The sequence below is a fragment of the Flagellimonas taeanensis genome, from assembly GCF_003584105.1.
GTDB lineage: Bacteria > Bacteroidota > Bacteroidia > Flavobacteriales > Flavobacteriaceae > Flagellimonas > Flagellimonas taeanensis.
Window position 1 is genome coordinate 141,311 of sequence record NZ_QXFO01000022.1, and the last position, 24,389, is coordinate 165,699.

The 24,389-nt window shown below is 45.8% G+C and carries 14 protein-coding genes; 12 read left to right on the forward strand and 2 right to left on the reverse strand.

The window, feature by feature from the left end; genetic code table 11:
• Nucleotides 1-26 precede the first annotated feature (26 nt).
• Entirely contained in the window at nt 27-803 is a 777-nt protein-coding gene (locus D2V93_RS10970) for an aldose epimerase family protein (protein WP_119619518.1), read from the forward strand.
• A gap of 11 nt (nt 804-814) precedes the next feature.
• Here D2V93_RS10970 and D2V93_RS10975 read toward each other — a convergent pair whose 3' ends face one another.
• Complete coding sequence (locus D2V93_RS10975) at nt 815-2,185, reverse strand: exonuclease domain-containing protein (RefSeq protein WP_119619519.1); 1,371 nt, start codon at nt 2,183-2,185, stop codon at nt 815-817.
• A gap of 557 nt (nt 2,186-2,742) precedes the next feature.
• Between D2V93_RS10975 and D2V93_RS10980 the strand changes: the two genes are divergently transcribed.
• From D2V93_RS10980 to D2V93_RS11010, 7 genes are all read left to right on the forward strand, one after another.
• A complete protein-coding gene (locus tag D2V93_RS10980) occupies nt 2,743-5,667 on the forward strand; it encodes a SusC/RagA family TonB-linked outer membrane protein (protein ID WP_245750686.1) in 2,925 nt (974 codons plus the stop codon).
• Between the two features lie 11 nt (nt 5,668-5,678).
• Nucleotides 5,679-7,283, forward strand: a complete 1,605-nt coding sequence (locus tag D2V93_RS10985) for a RagB/SusD family nutrient uptake outer membrane protein (protein ID WP_119619520.1) — start codon at nt 5,679-5,681, stop codon at nt 7,281-7,283.
• 626 nt (nt 7,284-7,909) lie between these two features.
• Entirely contained in the window at nt 7,910-11,107 is a 3,198-nt protein-coding gene (locus tag D2V93_RS10990; RefSeq protein WP_119619521.1) for a SusC/RagA family TonB-linked outer membrane protein, read from the forward strand.
• 10 nt (nt 11,108-11,117) lie between these two features.
• Nucleotides 11,118-12,572 carry a SusD/RagB family nutrient-binding outer membrane lipoprotein gene (locus tag D2V93_RS10995; protein ID WP_119619522.1) on the forward strand — a complete coding sequence of 485 codons (1,455 nt, stop codon included), beginning with the start codon at nt 11,118-11,120 and terminating at the stop codon, nt 12,570-12,572.
• A gap of 142 nt (nt 12,573-12,714) precedes the next feature.
• Nucleotides 12,715-14,451, forward strand: coding sequence for a DUF885 family protein (locus D2V93_RS11000; RefSeq protein WP_182849986.1), 1,737 nt, complete (start codon nt 12,715-12,717; stop codon nt 14,449-14,451).
• 334 nt (nt 14,452-14,785) lie between these two features.
• Entirely contained in the window at nt 14,786-16,537 is a 1,752-nt protein-coding gene (locus tag D2V93_RS11005; RefSeq protein ID WP_245978193.1) for a DUF885 family protein, read from the forward strand.
• 2 nt (nt 16,538-16,539) lie between these two features.
• Nucleotides 16,540-18,282: a DUF885 family protein gene (locus D2V93_RS11010; RefSeq protein WP_182849987.1), complete on the forward strand. Its 1,743-nt coding sequence runs from the start codon at nt 16,540-16,542 to the stop codon at nt 18,280-18,282.
• A gap of 43 nt (nt 18,283-18,325) precedes the next feature.
• On the opposite strand, the gene D2V93_RS11015 is transcribed toward D2V93_RS11010, so the two are convergent.
• Complete coding sequence (locus D2V93_RS11015; RefSeq protein ID WP_072881357.1) at nt 18,326-19,201, reverse strand: AraC family transcriptional regulator; 876 nt, start codon at nt 19,199-19,201, stop codon at nt 18,326-18,328.
• A 267-nt stretch (nt 19,202-19,468) separates the two neighbouring features.
• Here D2V93_RS11015 and D2V93_RS11020 point away from each other — a divergent pair, with 267 nt between their 5' ends.
• From D2V93_RS11020 to D2V93_RS11035, 4 genes are read left to right on the forward strand one after another with little or no spacing between them, the layout of a single operon-like run.
• Entirely contained in the window at nt 19,469-20,392 is a 924-nt protein-coding gene (locus D2V93_RS11020) for a dihydrodipicolinate synthase family protein (RefSeq protein WP_072881359.1), read from the forward strand.
• The gene (locus tag D2V93_RS11025) at nt 20,389-21,915 is read left to right on the forward strand and encodes an aldehyde dehydrogenase (NADP(+)) (protein ID WP_119619524.1); all 1,527 of its coding nucleotides are present in this window, start codon (nt 20,389-20,391) and stop codon (nt 21,913-21,915) included. The genes D2V93_RS11020 and D2V93_RS11025 overlap by 4 nt, the downstream gene beginning before the upstream one ends.
• Before the next feature lie 47 nt (nt 21,916-21,962).
• Nucleotides 21,963-22,970 (forward strand): 4-hydroxyproline epimerase, encoded by a 1,008-nt coding sequence (locus tag D2V93_RS11030; RefSeq protein WP_119619525.1) that lies wholly within the window; start codon nt 21,963-21,965, stop codon nt 22,968-22,970.
• 11 nt (nt 22,971-22,981) lie between these two features.
• The gene (locus tag D2V93_RS11035; RefSeq protein WP_119619526.1) at nt 22,982-24,226 is read left to right on the forward strand and encodes an NAD(P)/FAD-dependent oxidoreductase; all 1,245 of its coding nucleotides are present in this window, start codon (nt 22,982-22,984) and stop codon (nt 24,224-24,226) included.
• Nucleotides 24,227-24,389: the final 163 nt, after the last annotated feature.

Genomic DNA, 24,389 nt, shown 5'->3' on the forward strand with positions numbered 1-24,389 from the left:
AAATCTAGATTGATCTATACCATATCATGATACAGCTTAAGAACAATACATATACTGTGGGAATCGATGCAGGAGAACTGGTCAATTTTGTGGTCGATGGATATGAATTCATCCACCAAAAGGGAAGTCCGGGCTGGGGAAGTTCGGACACGGAGATGTTTCCCATCATCGGCCCAGTGAACGAAGCCAATTTCAGGGTCAAGACACCCAAAGGGGAAGCAGTCCAGGATCAACACGGATTATTGCGGCAAATGGAGTACGGGTTGGAATCGCAAACGGAAACATCTGTCTTTTTTGCAAAGCGATACCATGCGGGCAGTGCCGTGAACAATTCCAAGTACCCCGACAAATCCACCGAGCCCCAATTGGCGTGGCCCTACGATTTTGTTTTTGAAAAATCCTTTCTGTTGAAGGACGGTGTGCTGGAAATCACGTTCAAGATCACCGGCGAGAAGGGAATGCCCTTTATGTTGGGGTACCATCCGGCCTTTAAGTTGCATTCCAGTTCCCCAAAGATCGTGGCCAAAGGCAGGGAAATCTCTTTGGATGAGGTCCTCGCCGTTGGGAACAGGGCGTTGCAGGTGCCCAATTGTAGCTCCATCACACTACAGGATAGCAGGCAGATAACCGTGGAGACCGAAGGTTTTGGAAATTTTATGTGCTGGACCGAAGTGGACAATATGGTCTGTATCGAGCCGATTTCGTTTTATCCCTATGACGTGAAACAATCGAACCTGCACGAAGGCTTTCTGCATTTGGACGGAACAGCAACATTTAAGGTGAGCTTGAAACCAGGGGTCTAGCAGGATCAATTTTAAGGGGCCAGAACGTTGGTCTTGGCGTGTTTCAACAAATAGGTAGCCAGAATGCTGTCCGTTTCCACCGTATTCTTTTGTGGGGTGATGAATGCCTCGATATCATCAAATGAATTGATCTCAACATCACTGTCGATAAAGCCATAGCCTCTATATATTCCCTCAGAGATGAGCACTACGGCATTTTCATTTTCATCCCTGCCTTTTTCCTTGATAATCTTCACTTCGGAAGCCAACATCTTCATGTGGTCAATGGCTTCCTGTACTTTTTCATTGTAGGATGCAACGGTTTCCTCCCCTCTGCAGATTCCTTCACAGGTGTTGATTTGGTGATGGGAACAGGCGGCATTCGTCTGTTGCAAATGGCAATACTTGGGGCAAAGCGCAAAATTTTTGCACAGTTCTTCCAAATAGGCCCTGCAATCGGTCTGGTTGTAGAAAATCTTTAGTGGGTTGGGAACTCCTTTGTTGGTATTGAAGGCCAGGTGCACAATACCGTTCCTGTCCTCATAGGCAAAAATCGCATATTGCCGCACCGTGCGTTTTTGGGCACGGTTGTAGGGGGGAAAGAGTCTTTTGATTTCGGCGGATTCCATCAGCAGGGCGACCAGTTCGTTGCCGGAAAGCTTAAAATCGATGTCGGCCGTTTCACTGCACATTTGGGTTTCCTTCACGCTTTTGTCATAAAAGTGTCCGAGCACCCTTTTTTTCAAGTTGATAGCCTTTCCGACATAGATGATTTCCCCTTTTTGGTTCTTGAAATAATAGATGCCCGGTTTGGGTGGGATTTTGTCAAAAACGGACTTGGGCAGGTGGGGAGGGAGGGTGGCCTCTTGACTCCGGGCATTCAAAAATTGCTTGAAGACACTTTCGGAAGTTGGAATGGCCATCAATTTTTGAAAGAGCAGTACGGTGGCATGGGCATCACCTCGGGCCCTGTGCCTGTCCACTAAGGGAATCTGGATGGCAGAGCACAGTTTTCCCAAGCTGTAGGATCCCAATCCGGGGATGAGCTTTCGGGACAACCGTACCGTGCACAATTTTTTTCTTGTAAAATCGACCCCGATCTGTCTGAACTCCTCCTTGATCACCCCGTAGTCAAAATTTACGGAGTGTGCCACAAAGACACAGCTTTCCGTTAGGTCCAGAACATTGTTTGCTATTTCGGAAAAAGTGGGCGCACCCTGCACCATTTGGTCATCGATGCCTGTGAGGCCAGTAATAAAATGTGGAATGGGGCATTGGGGGTTCACCAGAGTGGTGAACTCGTCCACAATCTGGTTTCCATCATACTTGAAAATGGAAATTTCAGTGATCTTGTTGCCTTTGATGCCGTTGCCCGTGGTCTCTATGTCGATGATGGTGTACAAAACGATGGATCCTAATCGACCCTGAAATTAGATATAAAGTAAACAGTTACCAAACGGATGGGCCATTACAGTAGCTATGCACATCAGGGGCAATGTGGCGATAATCGCTCCTATAGCATGTATAAAGGAATTTTTTTTTGAAAGAATGGAAATCTGCCTATTGGTCAAAGTCAACTTTTTCATCCAATAAATGTTTCTTCAGATAAAAAAAAGAGTGGAATCGAAGCCATTTTATCAAAGGTTTGAAAGTGTAAAAAATATACTTGTAATTTGATTTTTGATAGAATTTTTTGACCAAATCCCCAAAAAAGGGCTTAATAAATCAATATAGTATCAAAACAGGATAATATTTCCATAAATCTTCTAATTCATAAAGTTACATTTACAAGTGTAAAAATAACGCTTATTAATTTTTGACAAAATTTCAAAATCAAGAGTGATGAGTTTTATGCGAGAGATTAACTAAACAAACTAAAAATGTATTTATGAAATTGGCTAGCTTTTTATTCAAAGAATGTCAGGGAACAAATCGTTTCAAAAAACAGGTTTTGTTTGCCATGTTCTGCCTTTTTGTGGTGCAGGTTGGACTTTCCCAACAGAAGGTTTCAGGTACTGTGACCGATGAGCAGGGAATTCCCATTGCAGGGGCGGCAGTTATGCAAAAGAACACGACCAACGGTACCGCCACGGATTTTGACGGGAATTTTGAGATCACCACCACTGCTCCCAATGCCGTACTGGTATTTTCCTATTTGGGTTTTGTGGCACAAGAGATCCCCGTTCAGGGATCCACTATAAATGTAATGTTGAAAGAGGATCTACAGCAACTCTCTGAAGTGGTGGTGATTGGTTATGGTACGCAAAAACGTGCCGATGTCACCAGTTCCGTGGCCACAGTGAAGGCCGAGGATTTTGTGCAGGGCAACGTTAGGGATGCTGCACAGCTTATCCAGGGCAAGGTTGCGGGCCTATCTGTTTCCGCACCTTCAGGGGACCCCACCAAGGGGACCCAGATCAGTCTAAGGGGTATATCAACGTTATCGTCAGGAGGATCCAATCCCTTGGTGTTGGTGGATGGTGTTCCGGGCAGCTTGAACACGGTGGCCCCTGAAGATATTGAGTCCATCGATGTTTTGAAAGATGGCTCCGCCACTGCGATTTATGGTACGCGGGGTACCAATGGGGTGATTATCATTACCACCAAACAGGGTACCAATGATATGAAATCCACCATTGAATACAACGGGTATGCCTCCTTGGCCACCATTGCTGATAGGATGGACTTTTTGGACGCATCCGAGCTCAGGGAAAAATTCAACGAGGGATACACTTTTACCGGTGCCAACCTACAGGATTTTGGAGCCGATACGGATTGGGTGGATGCAATTACCAGGGATGCCTTCAGCCAAGTGCACAACATTATCTTTAGGGGAGGAAATTCCACTTCAAACATGACGGCCTCTGTGAACTATAGGGATATTGAGGGAATCTTCCTGAAATCCAATAATGAGAAGTATACGGGTAGAATCAATGTGAACCACGCCATGTTTGATAATAAACTGAAGACCAATGTTGGTGTCATTTTAAGTGAGCAAGTGTACAATGCCTTGGGTGATGGGGAGAGCTTCAACCCATACATTTATCGTCAGGCCATTATTCACAATCCAACGGAACCCATTCGAAACGAGGACGGAAGCTGGTTTGAAAGAGCCGTATATTTTTATGACAACCCAGTTTCCTATATCGAAGAAACATTTGGGGAAAACCGGTACCGAACCAGTAGGATAGATTTCTCCATGAGCTATGATTTTGGGGACCACCTTACCGTAAAAGGTTTATACACCCGAAAAGGGGAAACCAATATCAGGGGATTCTATCAGACAAAGAACCACGTGTCCACCACTGAAAATGGACAGGGTGGATTTGCATCCAGAGGCACGGATAATTACGTAGGGAACTATGGTCAGTTCACCGTGGATTACGACAACAGTTTTGGTGCCCACAAAGTAACTGCACTGGTTGGGTACAACTACGAGGATAACATGAACGAGGGTTTCTGGGCCACCAACCGAAGGTTCCCCACCGATGGTTTTACCTATAACAATTTAGGTAGTGGGCAAGGACTACAGTTGGGAGAGGCTGGTATGGGCAGCTATAAGAATGCGGACAAGTTGATTGCATTCTTCTCAAGGGTGACCTATAACTATGATGACCGCTACCTTTTGATGGCCAGTATGCGTCGTGAAGGCTCCTCCCGTTTTGGTGAGGATTACAAATGGGGTAATTTCCCTGGAATTTCCTTGGGATGGCGTATAGACCAAGAATCCTTCGCTGATAACTGGAACTGGTTGTCCAATTTGAAACTACGTACAGGTTTTGGGGTCACTGGTACCAATGCGGGTAACAGATACCAATCCTTGAGTGGACTTACTTATGGGGATTATTTCTTGAACAATGGTGAATGGGTAAGGCAGTTGGTGCCTTCCCGTAATGCCAACCCCAATTTACGCTGGGAAAAGAAGGAGGAATTTAACGTGGGTCTGGATTATGGAATCTTGGACGGACGGATCAATGGTTCCGTGGACTATTATAACAGGACAACCAAAGATGCCCTCTTCAACTATAGCGTTCCCACACCACCTTATTTTTATGGCAATATAGCGGCCAATGTGGCGCAGATCAAGAACTCTGGTCTGGAATTCTTAGTGAACGTGACCCCGTTCCAAACGGAGAATTTCCAGTGGACCGCGAACTTGACCTATTCCACCAATACGAATGAGATTGTATCCCTGTCCAATGATGAATTCCAATTAACCAACGATTTCTTCGATCAAGGATATACAGGAGAACCCATTCAGATTGCTACCCACAGGGTTCAGGAAGGGCAGCCCATCGGCAACTTCTTTGGATTGAAGAGCGTGGACATCACTGATGATGGAATCTGGATCATTGAAAGACCGGACGGAACACGGGTTCCTGCAACTGAGGCTACCAACGATGACCGTCAGGTATTGGGGAATGGTCTTCCGAAAGCATACTATAGCTGGAACAACACCATGAAATACAAGAACTGGGACCTTATGTTCAACCTTAGGGGTGCATTGGATTACCAAGTCCTGAACTTTTCCCGCATGTTCTATGAGAATCCCACCATCGGTTACAATACCTTGGATTCCGCTTATGATCTGGTGTATGGTAAAGCAGTGCTGCAAGATGTGCAACGTTTTGTGAGCCACTATGTGGAAGATGGTGACTTCTTGAAGATTGACAATGTTACCTTGGGGTATACCCTTCCCAAAGATGCCATTAAGTTTGCCCAGACATTCCGCATCTACGCCTCTGGTCTGAACTTGGCAACCTTTTCAAAATATAAGGGAATCGACCCAGAAGTAAATCGGGATGGATTGGCACCAGGCAATGATGAAAGGGATAAATACCCTACCATCAGGACATTTACATTGGGCATCAACTTCACATTTTAAAATATAAGACTATGAAAAATATACGAAACAAAGTGATTGCACTTAGATTGAGATTTTTGGTGCTGTCGGTCAGTGTGATTCTGCTACCGATAGGCTGTACTGACCTAGAGGAGGAAGTTTTCTCGGAAGTGACCGAATCCTCCTTCGTGCCAGCGGAGTCGGATATCATTTCAGTGATGGCCTCCGCCTACACGCCCATGCGCTATGTTATGGGATGGCAGGGATACTTTGACCTTCAGGAAGAGCCTGCGGATATGTTTGTTACCCCAACAAGGCCCAATGGATGGGATGATGGGGGAACCTATAAAAGGATGCACTTCCATGAATGGACGGAGACCCAGTGGCAGCCAAGGAATACATGGATCACCTGCTTTAATGGCATCAACAGCGCCAATAGGGTTATTCTTCAAATCGAGTCAGGGGAACTGCCCGTGAGTGAGGCCCAAGCTACATCCATCATTGCAGAAATGAGGGCACTCAGGGCCCTCTACTACTCTATGTTGGTAGATACACACGGAAATGTGCCCATCATTGCCAGTTATAGTGATGAACTTCCTGTTCAGAATACCCGTACCGAGGTCTATGATTTCATCGTCTCAGAATTGAACGAGGTGATTCCAGACCTGACCGAAATAGTAGATCAATCCACTTATGGGCGTATGACCAAATGGGCGGCATACCATGTTTTGGCACGTGTGTACCTGAACGCCGAAGTTTATACAGGTACTGCTCAATGGGCCAATGTGATCACTGCTTGTGATGCAATTATCGGTAGTGGGGCTTTCACCCTCTCATCCAGTTATTCCGACATATTCGCCACAGAGAACCAAGGTAATCCCGAAATGGTCTTTGCCATTCCGTATGATCAGATTTTTGCGGGACAATGGAACGCCCACATGAAAATGTTGTTGCCCGACCACCGATTGGTATTCGGGATGCAGGCACAGCCATGGGGAGGATCCAGCTGTAACCCACAGTTCATAGATAGTTACGAACCTACGGATAACCGTTTGGCCGATACTTGGTTGATGGGTGACCAGTTGAACTACTCGGATGGAAGCGTTGTCATGACCCTAAGAAAAGAAATGCCGAGTATATATAACTGTGATTTCACAGATGGGTTCAGGTGTGGAAAGTACGAAATAGAACCAGGGGCCACAGGAGGTCTTAGCGTCGATTTCCCGTTCTTGCGGTACACAGATGTATTGATGATGAAGGCAGAGGCATTGCTCCGAACCAATAGAAGTGATGAAGCTGCTGTCATAGTTACCCAAGTGCGTCAAAGATCTTTTGATGATTCGGCCGATGCAACGGTCACCGGAGCCGAATTGGAAGGGGATACCACGGTCCAGTACGGAACTTTGGCCGAGGATGGCACCATCGATCAACCAGGAGATCAATCCGTAGTGCCCTATGGACGTTTTTTGGACGAACTGGGCTGGGAATTTGCGGCGGAGGCCAGAAGAAGGACAGATTTGATACGCTTTGGAGTATATCAGACCAAAAACTGGTACAACCATACTCCTAAAGGAGACTATACCACTCTTTTCCCTATAGGTTTGGAAGAAAGGAACACCAACACCAACTTACAGCAGAACCCTGGATACCCCAACTGATCGGTAAGTATATAGCATTTCATTAATTGTTTTGAGTTAGTAGTTAGTGACGAAAGCGAATGGATTTCCATTCGCTTTCTTTTTTATGCAAGGACAATTTTTGACTGGAAAATGAGGTGTCGGCAGTATGTATATGGGGGCACTTTTTGCATCTCAAATGACACTTGACAATATGTGTCGAATGCTCCATTGGGAGCCATAAAAAGAGGGGCTAAAGTTAAAAACACCATGGATGTAATAACATATTATCGTATATGCATATTATATTATCCCACACCATTTAAGCTCTTCAAATTTTTTATAAGTTTCGGTAAGGAAATCGTTAAATCCTTTCAAACAGCCTAGCTAAGGATAATAGTGTAATAAATAAAATGCATTTATGGTACCGCTTCTATAGGTACAGATAAATGCGGCCGTGCCAAGTGGATTTTTGGCCCAAGATCCAATTGAACATGGATAGATCTTCAAACTTGGTGCTTTCTCAGTGCGCCAAGGTTCAGAATGCAATTGTAATAATTAATGCTTATATGGAGAAAGAACCCAGAAGTAGTCTTGGTCACTTGACAGTATAAAAGATTGGAGTGAGCCATTAAAAAACCAATTAAACTTAAACCACTAATTCAAACATGAAAAACCTTAAAAAGTTATCCAAAAGGATAACAAACCTATTGTTACTGGTCTGTACGTATATGATTTGTTTTATCGTTGGGACCACAGAGACCTATGCCATGCACCTGCCCCTTTTGGAATGGGAAAATGAAGAGGGGCTGTTCAAGATTTCCGAACTTGGTCTTAACACGAATGGAAAAGATGTCCCAAATGCTAAAAGCACCGAGAATGACATGGACAATCTTCAATTTTCGGCCAGCGGAAATGTTTCGGACGGTACAGGGGTGCCACTCCCCGGTGCCAGTGTTGTGGAAAAAGGGACTTCAAATGGGACCCAGACCGATTTTGACGGTAATTTCACCATCCAAGTTTCCGGTCCGAATGCCATTTTGGTAGTCTCATACATGGGGTACGATTCCCAAGAGGTTGCGATAAATGGACAATCCAGCATTTCTGTGGCCCTAGAAGAGAGTGCGCAGGCCCTTTCCGAAGTGGTCGTTACCGCTCTGGGTATTAAAAGTGATAAAAGGGCATTGGGCTATGCCACGGCCCAAGTGGATGGGGACGACATAAGTGGGGTCAAGGCGACCAACAACTTTGTGAACTCCTTGAGCGGAAAGGTGGCAGGGGTACAGATTTCCAGTACCTCCAGCCAGCCAGGTAGTGGTACCCGTATCGTGATCAGGGGTGGATCTTCCATTACAGGGAACAACCAGCCTTTGATCGTAGTGAACGGTGTTCCCTTTGATGCGGCCAACTCCAGCACATCATCCGGTCTTGGAGATATTGATCCCAACGCCATTGAGAGCTTAAGCGTTCTTAAAGGAGCTTCAGCTGCAGCCCTTTATGGAAGTAGGGCGGCTAATGGTGTATTGCTCATCACCACTAAATCTGGAGAATTCGAATCCAAGCCAGTCATCACTTTCTCCAACTCTGTGAGCTTTGATAGAATTTATGAAGTACCCCTCCAGAAAACATGGTCGCAGGGATTTTGGGATGGTACGGATTGGAGCTATGTAGATGGTGAAACGTCATTTACATCCACCAGTTGGGGTCCAAGAATATCGGATGTGCCGGGGGCACAGTACTATGATAGGTGGGACGTTTTTAAAACGGGTATCACCAATGAAAGTACGATCAATGCTTCTGGAGGATCCTCAAAAGCATCTTATTTTGTGAGCTATAGCAACTTGATGAACGATGGTATATTGGACCCCATGAAGTTTAGGAGAAACTCCATCAATGCCAATACCTCCTTTAAGTTCACACCAAAGCTGACCGTGTCATCCAGTATTCTATATACCACCCAAAAGAATTCCCGCTTGGACGAGGATAGTTCCAACAGTGCGTTCATGAATACAGTTTTGGCGGCGCCTAATACATGGAACCCCTATCCTTTATATAACGAGGAAGGTAATTTAAGATCCTATCGTGGAGGTTCTAGGGACCCCTATCTATGGCTGTTGAACAATGTTGGGGATAATAATATTAGAGATCGTTTCAATGGTACCATCACTATAGAGTACCAGATTTTGCCCAAACTGAGCTTCAGGTCCGTTACAGGTATCAGTACCTCCAGTTTGCATGAAGATGCCCATTATAACAAGGGAGGGTATGCATCTGTTCAAGGATCCTACTCAACTAGTGAGCGATTTGATAGAAATATAGAATCAACAGAAACATTGACCTATGACAATGACTTTGGAGATTTTAGTGTAACGGCCTTGGTGGGGCATAACATTTCCGAAGAGAGAAGACGTCAGGTATATTTCAATGGTACAGGCTTGGTCCTGCCCGGCATTTATAATACGGCCAATGTGAGTGGTTATTCTGCTGGGGAGTATAATAGGATGTTTAGGGCCTATTCCTACTTTGGTCAAGCTGTGATAGGGTACAAAAACTTTTTGTACTACACCGTAACCGGCAGAAATGATTGGGCTTCGAGTTTGGCGGACAGCTTTTTCTATCCTAGTCATAGCTTAGGCTTTGTGTTCAGTGAATTGTTGCCGAAATCAGATGTGTTCAACTATGGGAAATTAAGGGCCAGTTATGCAAAAGTAGGCGCACCAGCTGACCCATATACTCGCAACGTAGTGCTTGGAAGCCCTCTTAGTGATGGTGTTTTATGGCCGTTTAATGGTCAGCAAAGCTATCTGTCCACAACACAGATTGCGAATTTTGGATTGACCAATGAGTTCAAGAGCGAGGTGGAATTGGGTGCCGAATTAAAGTTTTTCCAAAACAGATTGGGAGTCGATTTTGCCTACTATCATAACTGGAGCGACAACCAAATATTGGGGGAACAGTTCCTTGCTTCTACGGGATATACCTATGGAAATGTCAATATTGGGGGCATAACCCATAAAGGTGTCGAATTGGGAATTTATGCAACACCTATCCAAACAGAAGATTTTGAATGGGATGTCAATGTCAACTTTTCCAAGGACAACCCCATGGTCGATAATTTGGGCAACACTGACGAGCCCATTGGTGTAGGATCTTATGGTACTGCAGTTGTGGGCCAACCTTATCCTGTGATCTATGGCCCCGGTTTCCTACGGGACGATCAAGGTAGATTGGTATTGAGTGATGCTCCGGGAACAGGATACGGACGCCCATTGGCGGATAACTCCCAAAACCAAATATTGGGACAGACCGTGCCAGATTGGATGGGAAGCTTTAGAACAGGTTTCAGATATAAGAATCTTTCGTTTTCCGCTTTGTTGGATGTCAGCGTTGGAGGATATCTGTACAGCTTGAACGATCACTATCTTACCTATTATGGTATGGCCAAGCACCAAGAGAACAGGCCCGAGGACAACATGATCACCTTTGATGGTGTCATGGGACATTATGATGCGGGAACCGGTCAAGTTGTTGTGACCAGTGAGACACCCGAACCGACCCGATATGACCTATACTGGCAGACCGTGGCACAGAACGTTTGGGAAGACAACATCATGCCCAGGGACTATATCAAGTTGAGGGAAGTGAACCTGTCCTACAGGATTCCAAAGGATATGCTGTCGAATGTTGGCCTTACCGCTTTGGACATCTCCCTCTCGGGAAGAAACCTTTGGAGAAAGTTCAAGGATGGTTTTGAAGGAGCGGATCCTGAAGTGAATACCGATGGGATTACCAACGGGAATGCCTACTTGGGGTACAGTATGCCGGCCACCAAGACCTATACACTCACCTTAACCGCCAAATTTTAATACAAAGACTATGAAAAGAACATATATAAAGCACTACGCTATTTTGGTCGCTATGATGACCCTGTTGATAGGTTGTGACAGTTGGATAGACGTTGACCAAGATCCCAATAGTATTGTGGATGGTCCGCTGATCACAGAAAATGTGATGTTGATCGGGATAGAGGCCGAATGGGCCGCTTTGGCCACCAATCAGATGGATACCTGGGAAGGTTTTGCCCAATGGTTGTCCTGGCATTCCATTGAAGGTTCAACCTCAAGATCTATGGATATCAATGCCGGTTACGGGAATGAAGTTTGGAATTCCTATGCCTATTCGTTGAAACACGCCGTGGAATTGTATGACAAAGCAGAGGCAAATGGCAACACCCATTACCAAGGTGTGGCCGGTATCATTGCTGCCTTTCATTGGTTCTATATCGCTGATGTATACGATCAGGCACCATTGGAAGACGCTATCCAGGGACTGGATGCGGTACAACCCACCTTGGCAAGCCAAGCGGAACTTTATGCACATGCCAATGGACTTTTGGATGAAGCGATTGCCCTTTTGGGTGCCCCTAACCAAGGGGATCGAGTTCCGGGAACTGACGATTATCTTCTTGGAGGGGATATGGACAAATGGATCAGGTATGCATACTCAATGAAGGCCAGACAAGCTTTAAGATTATCCTATGCTCCCGGCACGACCGCCACGGCCCAGGCCGATTTGGCCCTATCGTACCTCCAAAATGGCATGACATCCAATGATGACAGTGTGATGTGGAGGCATTTGGAAGAATTGGCCAATGCAAACCCTCTATTCAACTATATGAACAGGGCATACTCAGGTGGACTTGGATTGACACCGGGCAACTTTTTGATCGACTTGATGAATTCCTACAATGACCCTAGGAGACCCATGATGTTCACCTATTCAGAGGAGTTCCCTGATGGATTTGTCGGTTTACAGTCCGGAGCAGTTGTCCAACCAGGGCAAACGCCCAGCCACTGGAAATATACCTACATTTCCATGTCCTATCCGGCACAGATTATGTTGTACTCAGAAACCCAGTTCATCAAAGCAGAGGCCCATGCACTCAAGGGACAGTGGGCTTTGGCTGAGGAAGCCATGAAGGCTGGGGCAAGGGCCGATATGGAATTTATTGGAGTGGATGCAGCCGAAATTGATACCTATCTGGCACAAGCATCATTGACCATGCCCACCAATGTGGAAGATGCACAAAAGCTTATCATTGAGCAAAAGTACATGGCGAATGTGTTCAGGACCCATGAAAGCTATTTTGACTTTGTAAGGACAGGGTATCCAGAATTCGATTTTGACTACATGTTGTTGAATGTCTACAACACCGAAACGTTTCCCCGAAGGTTTCCCTATCCGCTCAATGAGGTGGAGCGAAACCCAAACGTTGCCGCTGTTGGTCAACCGGATTGGTTTGCCAAAGGGACCACTTGGGACAATAAATAACCAACCAATGAAGATGGAAAAGGGGCCGGGCCAATGGCCCCCTTTTCCTTTTTTGGACAAGGTATAACAATGGATTGGGTATTTTTGGTAGGGTCTGTTTTTAAATAGACCTTGACCAATGGACATAAAAATGAACAAAAACATGAAGAGATTTTACAAAATGCACCTCAAGGCCCTATTATTGGCTTTGGGCATGGCATGGGCCGGACATTCCCAGAACGGTGTAGGGAACGAACCTCCAGTTAGTGAACTATATCAATTGATGAACGAGATGTCCGCCGATGAAGGAAGTCTGGGCAGGTTTTACATTGTGGACAGTTCGCCCGAGAAAAGGGAACGTTTCATACAGTTTTATCAAGATTACTTGTCTAGGTTGGAAAAGTTTTCCTTTGACCAATTGTCAGTGAATGGCAGGGTAGATTACCTTTTGGTCAAAAGTGACATCAACCGGAATTTGAGAAACTTGGAGGAAGAGAAAAAAGAATATGCCAAAATTGAAAAATGGGTGTCCTATGCAGGCCCCATTTACGAAACGGAGAAATTGCGCAGAAGGGGAATCCATTTGGAATCTTCCAAAATAGCCGCCGAGTTCAATGCGATCAGTAATGAGCTGGAAAGCCTGTCTGCAGCACTTTCCAAGGAACCGCCATTGTTTGACCGTAACCTGGCCGAGAGAGGGCAGGATGTGGTCAAAGGCCATCAGACGGCCCTGGAAAGCATCTATCAATTCTACAATGGATACGATCCAGAATTCACATGGTGGATGGAAAAGCCCTACGCCAAGCTTATGGAACAACTCAAGGCCTATGGGAAGCTTATCATGGACAAAGTGGATGAGAGCACCCTTTCCAAGGATGATGGCAGCGGAATTGTAGGCAACCCAGTGGGTGCAAAGGAACTCAAGAACCTTTTGGAAGATGCGTTCATCCCCTACACGGCAGAAGAGTTGGTGGAAATAGCCAATAAAGAATTTGCTTGGTGCGATAGGGAACTGTTGAAGGCGTCCCGTGAAATGGGGTTTGGGGATGATTGGAAGGCCGCGCAGGAAAAAGTGAAACAATCCTATGTGCCAGAAGGCCAACAGCCCGAAGCGATGTTGGACCTTTACAATCAATCCATAGACTTTTTGAAGAAAAACGACTTGTTGACCATTCCGCCTGTGGCCGAAGAAACCTGGAGAATGAGCATGATGAGTCCTGAAAGGCAGAAAATCGCACCTTTTTTCTTGGGAGGAGAGGTCCTGCAGATCTCATATCCCACAAACACTATGGACCATGATGATAAAATGATGAGCATGAGGGGAAATAACCCACACTTCTCTAGGGCCACCGTGCACCATGAACTGATAGCGGGACACCACTTGCAAGGGTTCATGAACAGGAGGAACAAGACGTACAGAAATTTCAGGACCCCTTTTTGGACAGAGGGATGGGCACTCTACTGGGAACTTATCCTTTGGGATATGGATTTTCCCCGATCCCCGGAAGACCGCATCGGTATGCTCTTCTGGAGAATGCACCGTTGTGCCAGGATCATTTTCTCCCTCAACTACCATTTGGGCAAGTGGACCCCACAAGAATGTATCGATTATCTGGTGGACAGGGTGGGCCATGAAAGGGCCAATGCGGAAGGAGAGGTCAGACGGTCGTTCACCGGAAGGTACGGCCCATTGTACCAATTGGCATACATGACCGGAGGGATGCAGTTCTATGCACTCAAAAAAGAACTGGTGGATTCGGGAAAAATGACCTATAAGGAATATCATGATGCCGTATTGCGGGAAAACAGCATGCCTGTGGAAATGGTGAGGGCCATACTCACCAACCAACCCTTGGACAAGAATTATAAAACTTCATGGAAGTTTTATGATAGAAAATAGTTGTTTTAATTGTTTTGAGTTTAGTTCCCTGGGGCCACCAATTTATTGGTGGCCCTAGGATTTTGTAGGAGCTCTTTAACCCCCGGCCAAAGGGTTACGTTCCAAGGATATCTGCTTGAAACTACATTAGATAATATAATATCAATTACAGTTAATATGCGATTACGGGACGGCATAAATCTACAATACCTTTAAAGTGTCTACGAAAATTCAAGTTTTCGGCTATGCCCAAAAATGATTCGGACCACTCCAGTGCCCATTTCATTTCCTTTAGGCATTTCATTTTTTTTAAACCAAACCAACGATCAGGATGAGAAATAAAAAAATGTTTTGGATGGCCTCTTTAATTCTTATGATGGGGTCAATTTCAACCTCCTTGAATGCACAGGCAAAACAAGAAGCTCTATATGTGCCTTGCGAGGAAATACCGGATTTGATGACCAAGTACGGCGCGGATTACAGTGCATTGGTACGTTTCTATGCGCCAGGTGCCCGTGGATCTTGGGGAAGAACGTCCGACCCAGGGGGCTCACCCGAACGAAGGGAAAGAATGACCAAACTGCGAAACGACTATTTGGCAAAGTTGGCAAAGCTGGATTTCAATGCACTTCCACAAGAATGCAAGGCCGATTATGTGCTCTTCAAACGGGATTTGGAAAAAGAAAATACCGAGGCCAAGGAACAAGAAGTTGTATATCAAAAAATCAAAAAATGGTTTCCCTTCTCGGACAATATTTATTCCTATCTGAAGGGCAGGAGAAGAGGACATCAACCGGACGCCACAAAAATGGCCAAGGAATGGAACGATGTGGTGCAACAGCTTAAAACCTTAAAAGGACAGCTTGAAGCCACTGTTTCCTTGGGAGAGGACGAGGTTGAAGAGGCCCTGCGTGTTATCGAAGACTTGAAAAACTCTGCGGAGAACGTCTATTCTTTTTACAACGGATACGACCCGCTCTTCACTTGGTGGATACCTACCGTGCACGAAGAAATGGGCAAAGGTTTTGATGCCTATGCCGAGGTGTTCAAGAATAAGATAGATAAAGGAAAACCTGTTGATGAAAGTGGCATTGTGGGCAACCCTGTGGGTAGGGAAGAGCTGATGAAACAATTGGAGTATGAGATGATAGACTATACTCCGGAAGAATTGATAAAGTTGGCGAATGAAGAGTTCGCTTGGTGCGATGCCGAATTGTTGAAGGCATCCCGGGAAATGGGATTTGGCGATGATTGGAAGGCCGCCCAAGAAAAGGTGAAGAATGCCTACGTGGAGCCCGGAAAACAACCGGAACTGATATTGCGCCTTTACAACGAAGCCGTTGACTTTCTCAAAAAGAATGACCTGATCACAGTTCCCCCACTGGCTGAAGAAGTTTGGGGTATGGGAATGATGTCTCCTGAGCGCCAATTGGTAAATCCATTTTTTACCGGTGGCTCCTCCATCAGCATCTCATATCCCACTGATGCCATGTCCTATGAAGAGCGTATGATGAGCATGAGGGGCAACAACCCACATTTCTCTATGGCGACTGTGCACCACGAATTGATCGCAGGGCATAACCTGCAAGGTTTCATGAACAGCCGTCACCGCACCTACCGTAATTTCCGCACCCCATTCTGGACAGAGGGATGGGCCCTGTATTGGGAGCTTTTGTTGTGGGACAAAGGTTTTCCACAAGGCCCTGAAGATCGTATTGGCATGTTGTTCTGGCATATGCACCGTTGCGCACGTATCATTTTCTCCCTCAATTATCATTTGGGAAAATGGACGCCACAAGAATGTATAGACTTTTTGGTAGATCGTGTTGGGCATGAGCGTGCCAATGCCGAAGGCGAGGTGAGACGTTCCTTTGTGGGCAACTATCCACCGTTGTACCAATTGGCATACCTGACAGGAGGGCGTCAGTTCTACGCCTTGCACAAAGAACTTGTGGATAGCGGTAAAATGACCGACAAGGAATTCCACGATAGGATCATCACCATGAACGCCATGCCGGTCGAGATGGTCAAGGCCATCATGACGGACCAGAAAATCAACAAGAACTATAAGGCCAAATGGAAGTTCTACGATCCGCCAAAACAATGAAAATGAGAAGTACTTTTTGGGGACTTTTAAGTCTGGCATGGATGGCTACTATTCATGCACAGGAATTTAAGAAAGGGGATTTCATTCCTTGTCAGGAGATGCCATTTCTCATGGAGAATTTTGAAGCGGATTTCCAGGTGTTGGATAATTTTTATAGTCCTTCCACAGGGCCATACTATGGTTTTGGACGAAGAGGTCAATCAGCTTCATATCCGGAAAAATTGGACCGAATGGACCGCTTGTACCATCAGTATTTGGACAAGCTGACCGCTGTTGATTTTGAGGCATTGCCCCAAGAATGTAAAGTGGACTATATCCTGTTCAAAAGAGACCTCAATGAAAACTTGCGTCAATCCCAAGTGGAAAGACGTGAGCTGGACAGCGTGGCCCAATGGTTCCCTTTCAGCGACACCGTGTACGATTTGTTCAAATTGAGAAGAAGGGGAATTCAGCCCGATGCGCAACAAGTGGCAAAGGATTGGTCCAGTATCTTTGATCAAATTGATTCACTGAAAACCGTCTTGAGAAATTCCGATGACCTGAGCGTTTTGGTCATCAGAAAAGCAACTGAGGTTGGCAATGGATTGCAGCAGACTTTGGCTGATGTTCATGGGTTCTATAATGGATACGACCCTATGTTCACGTGGTGGGTCTCAAAGACCTATGAAGATTTGGATGCATCCTTAAAGGAATACACCGAGCTGTTCAAGCAGAAGCAGACCCCGGACAAAAATGGGATCGTTTCCCGAAAACCAGTAGGTCGCGAGGAACTTATCCGCCTATTGGAATATCAAATGGTTCCGTATACGCCTGAGGAGCTCACCAAAATAGCTAATGAGGAATTTGCCTGGTGCGAAAAGGAAATGTTGAAGGCATCACAAGAACTTGGGTTTGGAAACGATTGGAAAGCCGCCCTTGAGCATGTGAAGGATACCTACGTTCCCCCAGGAAAGCAACCGGAGGCCATTTTGGATCTTTACGACACCTCTATCGATTTTTTGAAAAAGAACGACTTGATCACCATTTCCCCCTTGGCCGAAGAAGTTTGGGGGATGTATATGATGTCACCGGAAAGACAGCGTACCAATGCCTTTTTTACAGGCGGATGGAACATTACCATTTCCTATCCTACAAACACCATGGACCACGAGTTTAAGATGATGAGCATGCGCGGAAACAACCCTAATTTTTCGTTTGCTACCGTACACCATGAATTGATCCCCGGACATAACATGCAGTACTTTATGAATGCCCGGCACCGTACCTATAGAGATTTTGGGACCCCATTTTGGATGGAAGGATGGGCATTGTACTGGGAGCTCTTGTTGTGGGACATGGATTTCCCGACCACACCTGAGGAACGGATAGGAATGTTGTTCTGGCATATGCACCGTTGCGCCAGGATTATTTTCTCCTTCAATTTTCATATGGGCGAATGGACACCGCAGCAGTGTATCGATTTTTTGGTTGATAAGGTCGGCCATGAACGGATCAATGCGGAAAGCGAGATCCGCGGACCCTTGTCAAGCAATAGCAATCCGCTATATCAAGTAGGCTATTTAACGGGAGGTCGTCAATTCTATGCCTTGAAAAAGGAAATGGTGGACAGTGGAAAAATGGAGATCAAGGAATTCCATGACAAGGCCATCAAGTTGAATGCCATGCCCATGGAAATGATACGGGCCATCATGACGGATCAAAAATTGACCAAGGATTTCAAGACCAATTGGAAGTTCTACGAATAGATGGGCAACCATGATCGGACTACCCTATTGGAGTTTGTTTGGTTCAAGAAGCCTTGGATTGGTTGTTCCATTTTTCAATGGAATATCTCCTGTACTGGGTTGGGGTAACACCTTTCAGTTCCTTGAACTTCCTGTTGAAATTGGCAATGTTCAGAAAACCACATTGTTCGGAGACCATGGCAATGGAAAGATCGTTGTTCTTGAAGAGCAATCGGCATGCATGTTCTATCCGGATCTCGATCAAAAATTGAAAGAAGGTCTTGTTGGTCCTTTTCTTGAAATAACGGCAAAAAGCATTCTTGCTCATATTGGCCCTATCGGCCACGGAATCCAACGAAAAGGATTCATGGAAATGGTTCAGGGCAAACTCGAACACATTGTTCATGCGGTTGCCCTCGTCGTTCGTGTAAATTTTTCGATACACGAAAGTGGACAAGGGTTGTCTTTCGGAGGAGATCATGATATCGAGTATGTGCAATAAGGTGGCTATCCGTTGTATGCGGCTTTGGTTTTTGAGATGACCGAAATGGAACGATAGCTTTTCCAGATTGGTCAATATTTTAATGCCATATCCTGATTCTTCGAAAAAGAGTTGGAGCCTGGTCATATCCGACAGGTTGAAGAAATCCTTGCCAAAGGATTTTTTTGTGAAGAACAAGGTGTACATGACCGATTTGGAAGAGTTTTTCGGGTCGCTCCTGAACACATGGGGCACATTTTCCCCAATGACCACCACATCACCTGCATTGAAATCGTTTACTGTGTCTCCCACAATGAGGGATCCCTCTCCCGAAGCAACATAGCTTATCTGTATTTCTTCATGTTGGTGCAGTTTGTCATAAAAGACAATGCCGGTATCTTCTTGATACACCAGTGCTTCTTGCTCAGGTTTTGGGATTTTAAAAGGTAGAACTTTCATAGCGCGGAGGTTTTGTATAAAATTAATGACTTTATTGGTTGAAATGGCATATTGGGGTAATATAGTATTGGTTTTAGATAATAAAAATCAAGAAAGGGGCTATGTCCCTTGTTCTGGCTGTTGATATCCTCCGATTTTTTAGCTAAATTTTGCCCATTGAATTGGGTATGTCCCGTTCTTCCGTCAATATAGTATCATAAAAGGCTAATAAATAGACTCGATCTTGGTAAATGGTCTTTTACTTTTGTAATTAAAATACTAAACATTATGATACAATGGGAAGGCATTATGCCTGCTGTAACGACAAAATTCACTAGCGAGGACAAATTGGACCTTGCCATGTTTGAGAAGAACATCAAGGCCCAAATGGATGCTGGAGTCCATGGGATTATTTTAGGTGGCTCACTGGGGGAAGCCAGTACGCTTACCCAAGAGGAAAAAGAAACCTTGATCAAGGCTACACTTAAAATGGTAGGAGGCCAAATTCCTGTTGTGATGACCATAGCCGAACAAAGCACTAAAGAGGCTATTTTCATGGCCCAACAAGCCGAAAAGGCAGGTGCCCAAGGAATTATGGTGTTGCCTCCAATGAGGTATAAGGCAACCGATCATGAAACCGTTGTGTTTTTTAAGTCCATAGCCAACAGCACCTCACTTCCCATGATGATCTATAACAATCCCATAGATTATAAAATTGAGGTAACTTTGGATATGATGGAAGAATTGTTGGAGTGCGATAATATCCAGGCCGTAAAGGAATCCACAAGGGACATTACCAATATCATTAGGTTGAAAAACCGTTTTGGCGACCGTTTGAAGGTCTTCACCGGGGTGGACACTCTAGGACTGGAGAGCCTGGTGAGTGGTGCCGATGGTTGGGTGGCCGGATTGGTATGTGCCTATCCAGCAGAGACCGTTGCCATATACGAATTGGTCAAAGCGGGAAAAATCGATGAGGCCCTAGAGATCTACAGGTGGTTCATGCCTTTGTTGGAGTTGGATATAGTCCCTCAATTGGTGCAGAACATCAAGTTGGCGGAAGTGGCCACTGGGATCGGTACCGAAAACGTAAGGCCACCAAGATTGCCCTTGCAAGGAAAAGAAAGGGAGCGGGTCCTCAACATTATAGAGACTGCCATGAAGAGCAGACCGGTGCTCCCAGAATATAAGAATATAAAAAGCACAGTATGATTACAGGTAAAAACTGTATTGCAGGAGATTTTAGCGGAAAGGGGAACGTTGAGTTCAAAACAATGAACCCCAAATTGAACAGTGAAAACCCAACAACTTTTGTGGAAGCCACAAAAGAAGAGATTGAGGAGGCCGTTTCCGAAGCATGGAACGCCTTCAAAACGTATAGAAAACTACCAGGGGCAAAACGAGCAGCTTTTTTGAATGCCATTGCCGATGAAATTTTGGCCCTGGACCAAGAATTGGTGGATACCTACACCACAGAATCCGGGCTTCCCGAAGGAAGGGCCGTCGGGGAAAGGGGCAGGACCGTGTTCCAGTTGAGGACCTTTGCCGAACTGGTCGCCAATGATGATTGGAGGGAAAACACCTTCGATGCTGCCCAACCGGACAGAAAACCCTTGCCAAAGGATGATTTGAGAAAGACAATGATTCCCTTAGGGCCTGTGACCGTATTTGGCGCCAGTAATTTTCCATTGGCCTATTCCACGGCAGGTGGCGACACTGCAAGTGCCTTGGCTGCAGGTTGCCCCGTAATCGTGAAATCGCATCCCATGCATGCAGGGACGTCTGAACTGGTTGCTTCGGCCATTGTAAAAGCTGCTGAAAAAACGGGCATGCCCAAAGGAGTGTTCTCCAGTATCAACGGGGGCATTCAGGCTGGGGTCGATTTGGTGAACCATCCCAAGGTAAAAGCGGTGGGATTCACGGGAAGTATCGGCGGGGGAAGAGCCCTGTTCGATTTGGCGGCAAAAAGAGAAGAGCCTATTCCCGTATTTGCGGAAATGGGAAGCATCAACCCGGTTATCATCACTCCGAGTGCCATATCCAAAAGGGCAGGAGAGATTGCCAAGACATACGCTGGTTCCATCACTTTGGGAACGGGTCAGTTTTGTACCAATCCTGGTCTATTGTTGACGGTAAAGGATGGTAATACAGAGAATTTTGTAAATGAACTGGCCAAAGAGACCATTGCCCTGGACCCACAGTGCATGCTGCACCCCAATATCAAAAGCGGGTATGACAAAAAAGGTGCCGATGTAACTTCCCAGGCCGGGGTAGAGGTCGTTGGAAAAGTGGAAGGAACACTGGAACCCAATTATGCGGCCTCAGTGGTGGCAACAGTATCGGGGACCGAGTTTTTGGCCAATCCCAAATTGCACCAAGAAGTTTTTGGGCCTTTTTCCATGGTGGTCCAGTGTAAGGATGAAACTGAGCTCCTTCAGATCATAGAAGGATTGGAAGGGCAATTGACCGGTACCCTTATTGCGGAGGAGGATGACGCCTTGGACTTGGTAGAAATTGTGGATGCCCTTCAGAATAGGGTGGGCAGGGTCATCTATAATGGCGTTCCCACAGGAGTTGAGGTCTGTCCGGCCATGCAACATGGCGGCCCTTATCCGGCCTCAACGGATTCGAGGTTCACGGCGGTGGGCATCCATTCCATAAAAAGATGGGTAAGGCCTGTGAGCTATCAGTCCTTTCCGCAGTCATTGTTGCCGGAATACCTCAAGGGATACTAATTGCAGATTGATCACTAATAAATAGATGGTTTTTTAAAGAGCTACTAGTGGCAAGAAAAACATTTTTTTGTGTTGATGCACATACCTGTGGCAACCCGGTTAGGGTTGTGGCAGGGGGAGGTCCCAACCTTTTAGGGGCCAACATGAGTGAAAAAAGACAGCATTTCCTCAAGGAATATGACTGGATAAGAAAAGGGTTGATGTTTGAGCCCAGGGGACATGACATGATGAGCGGGAGCATTCTGTTCCCGCCCCATGAACCCGAAAATGACTTCGCCATCCTTTTCATAGAGACCTCCGGGTGTTTGCCCATGTGCGGGCACGGGACCATAGGGACCATAACCGTGGCTATTGAAGAGGGGTTGATTGCTCCCAAAGTGCCTGGAAAGATACGGATGGAAGCACCGGCCGGGTTGGTGGAGATCGAATACCAACAGACCGGAAAAAAAGTGGATTGGGTGCGTTTGGTGAATGTAAAATCCTATTTGGCCGCCGAAAATCTGACCGTGGAGTGCCCGGAATTGGGAGAAATCATTTTTGATGTGGCCTATGGTGGAAATTACTATGCCATTGTGGATCCCCAACAAAACTTCAAGGGAGTGCACCATTTTTCCGCAGGCCAGATCATTCAGTATTCCCAAGTGGTGCGAAATAGGATCAATGAAAAATATCCGGACAAGTTCATCCATCCAGAAAACAGTACCATTCGCGATGTAAGCCATATGCTTTGGACGGGAGACCCAATTGACCCGACCTCATCCGGAAGGAATGCCGTTTTTTACGGGGACAAGGCGATAGACCGCTCCCCTTGTGGTACAGGAACCTCGGCCCGAATGGCCCAGTTGTATGCGAAGGGAAAATTGAAAGTGGGGGAACCTTTCATCCACGAAAGTTTTATAGGCAGCAAGTTTATCGGGAAGGTGGTAAAGGAAACCACATTGGCGGACAAAATGGCTATCGTACCCAGTATCCAGGGATGGGCCCAGGTCACAGGATACAACAACATCATCATAGATGATGACGACCCGTACGCACACGGGTTTCAAGTGTTATAAATCGTTCCAAAATGAAGAAAGTGATTGTTGTGGGGGGAGGCATCTCCGGACTTTTTAGTGCCTATTATTTGGTAAAGGAAGGGTATGAGGTAACGGTATTGGACCAGACCGATATGACCAGTGGGGCCTCTTACATCAATGCAGGATACATCACCCCGAGCCATTTTATACCCTTGGCCGCCCCAGGAATCATCACACAAGGCCTCAAATGGATGCTGGACAGTTCCAGTCCGTTCTACATCAAACCCAGATGGGACATGGAATTCTTCAAATGGGCCCTGCTCTTCAAGAAATCGGCCACTGTTTCAAAAGTGAAAAAAGCAATGCCTGTTCTCATGGAACTCAACCTGAAGAGCAGGGATTTGTATGAAGAAATGCTGTCCGCCCAGAATTTTGACTTCCATTATGAAAGAAAAGGGGTACTGATGGCCTATTGTTCGGACAAGGCCGAAGAGGAAGAACACGAAGTGGCCGAACAAGCCATAAAAAAAGGTCTGGATGTTTCGGTGCTTACCAAAGAAGCACTGCACGAAATCCAACCAGTTTTTTCGGACAAGGTAAAGGGAGCGGTACACTATAAATGTGATGCCCATATGACCCCACACCATTTCATGCAACAACTAAAGGATTGGTTGCTATCGCAAGGAGTGCGGTTCAGAATGGGACAAAAAGTAGAAGATGTCATTGTTGAGGGCAAAAAAATAGTGGCCATCAAAACCCACAATACGGTTTTTGAGGCCGATGGATTTGTTCTGGCCTGTGGAAGCTGGACCTCAAAACTGGCATCCACTATAGGGTTGAACATTCCCATTCAAGGTGGAAAGGGGTATAGCATGGATGTGAACCGCCCCACCGGAATTACATTGCCTACCATATTGGTCGACGCCCGGATGGCAATCACCCCAATGGATGGTTTTACGCGTTTTGCCGGGACCATGGAATTCTCAGGCAACAACGATACCATCCAAAGAGAACGGGTCGAGGCCCTTGCAAAGGCGGTAAAGGCACATTATCAGAATATTGAAATACTGCAAGCAGAAAAGGATAGGGCGACTTCAGGATTGAGGCCAGTATCCCCGGATGGATTGCCATATATTGGAAAAACCTCCAAATACAGCAATCTTGTCATCGCATCGGGACATGCCATGATGGGGTGGAGCCTTGGTCCTATAACAGGCAAGTTGGTAGCACAGGAGATGGCCAATGCACAACCCTTGATCGATCTTTCCCCACTTTCCCCCGACCGATTCAACTAATACATCCTCATCTACTGGTCTCTTGGCACTAACCTATGGTACGCTGCATTTTATATAGGTACCATTCAAATCGTACACTTTTTTGCATCTGAATAGGCATTTAGGGTAATATAGTATCAGTATCAGGTAATAAGAACTGATGGACAATTGGAGATTATCTCTA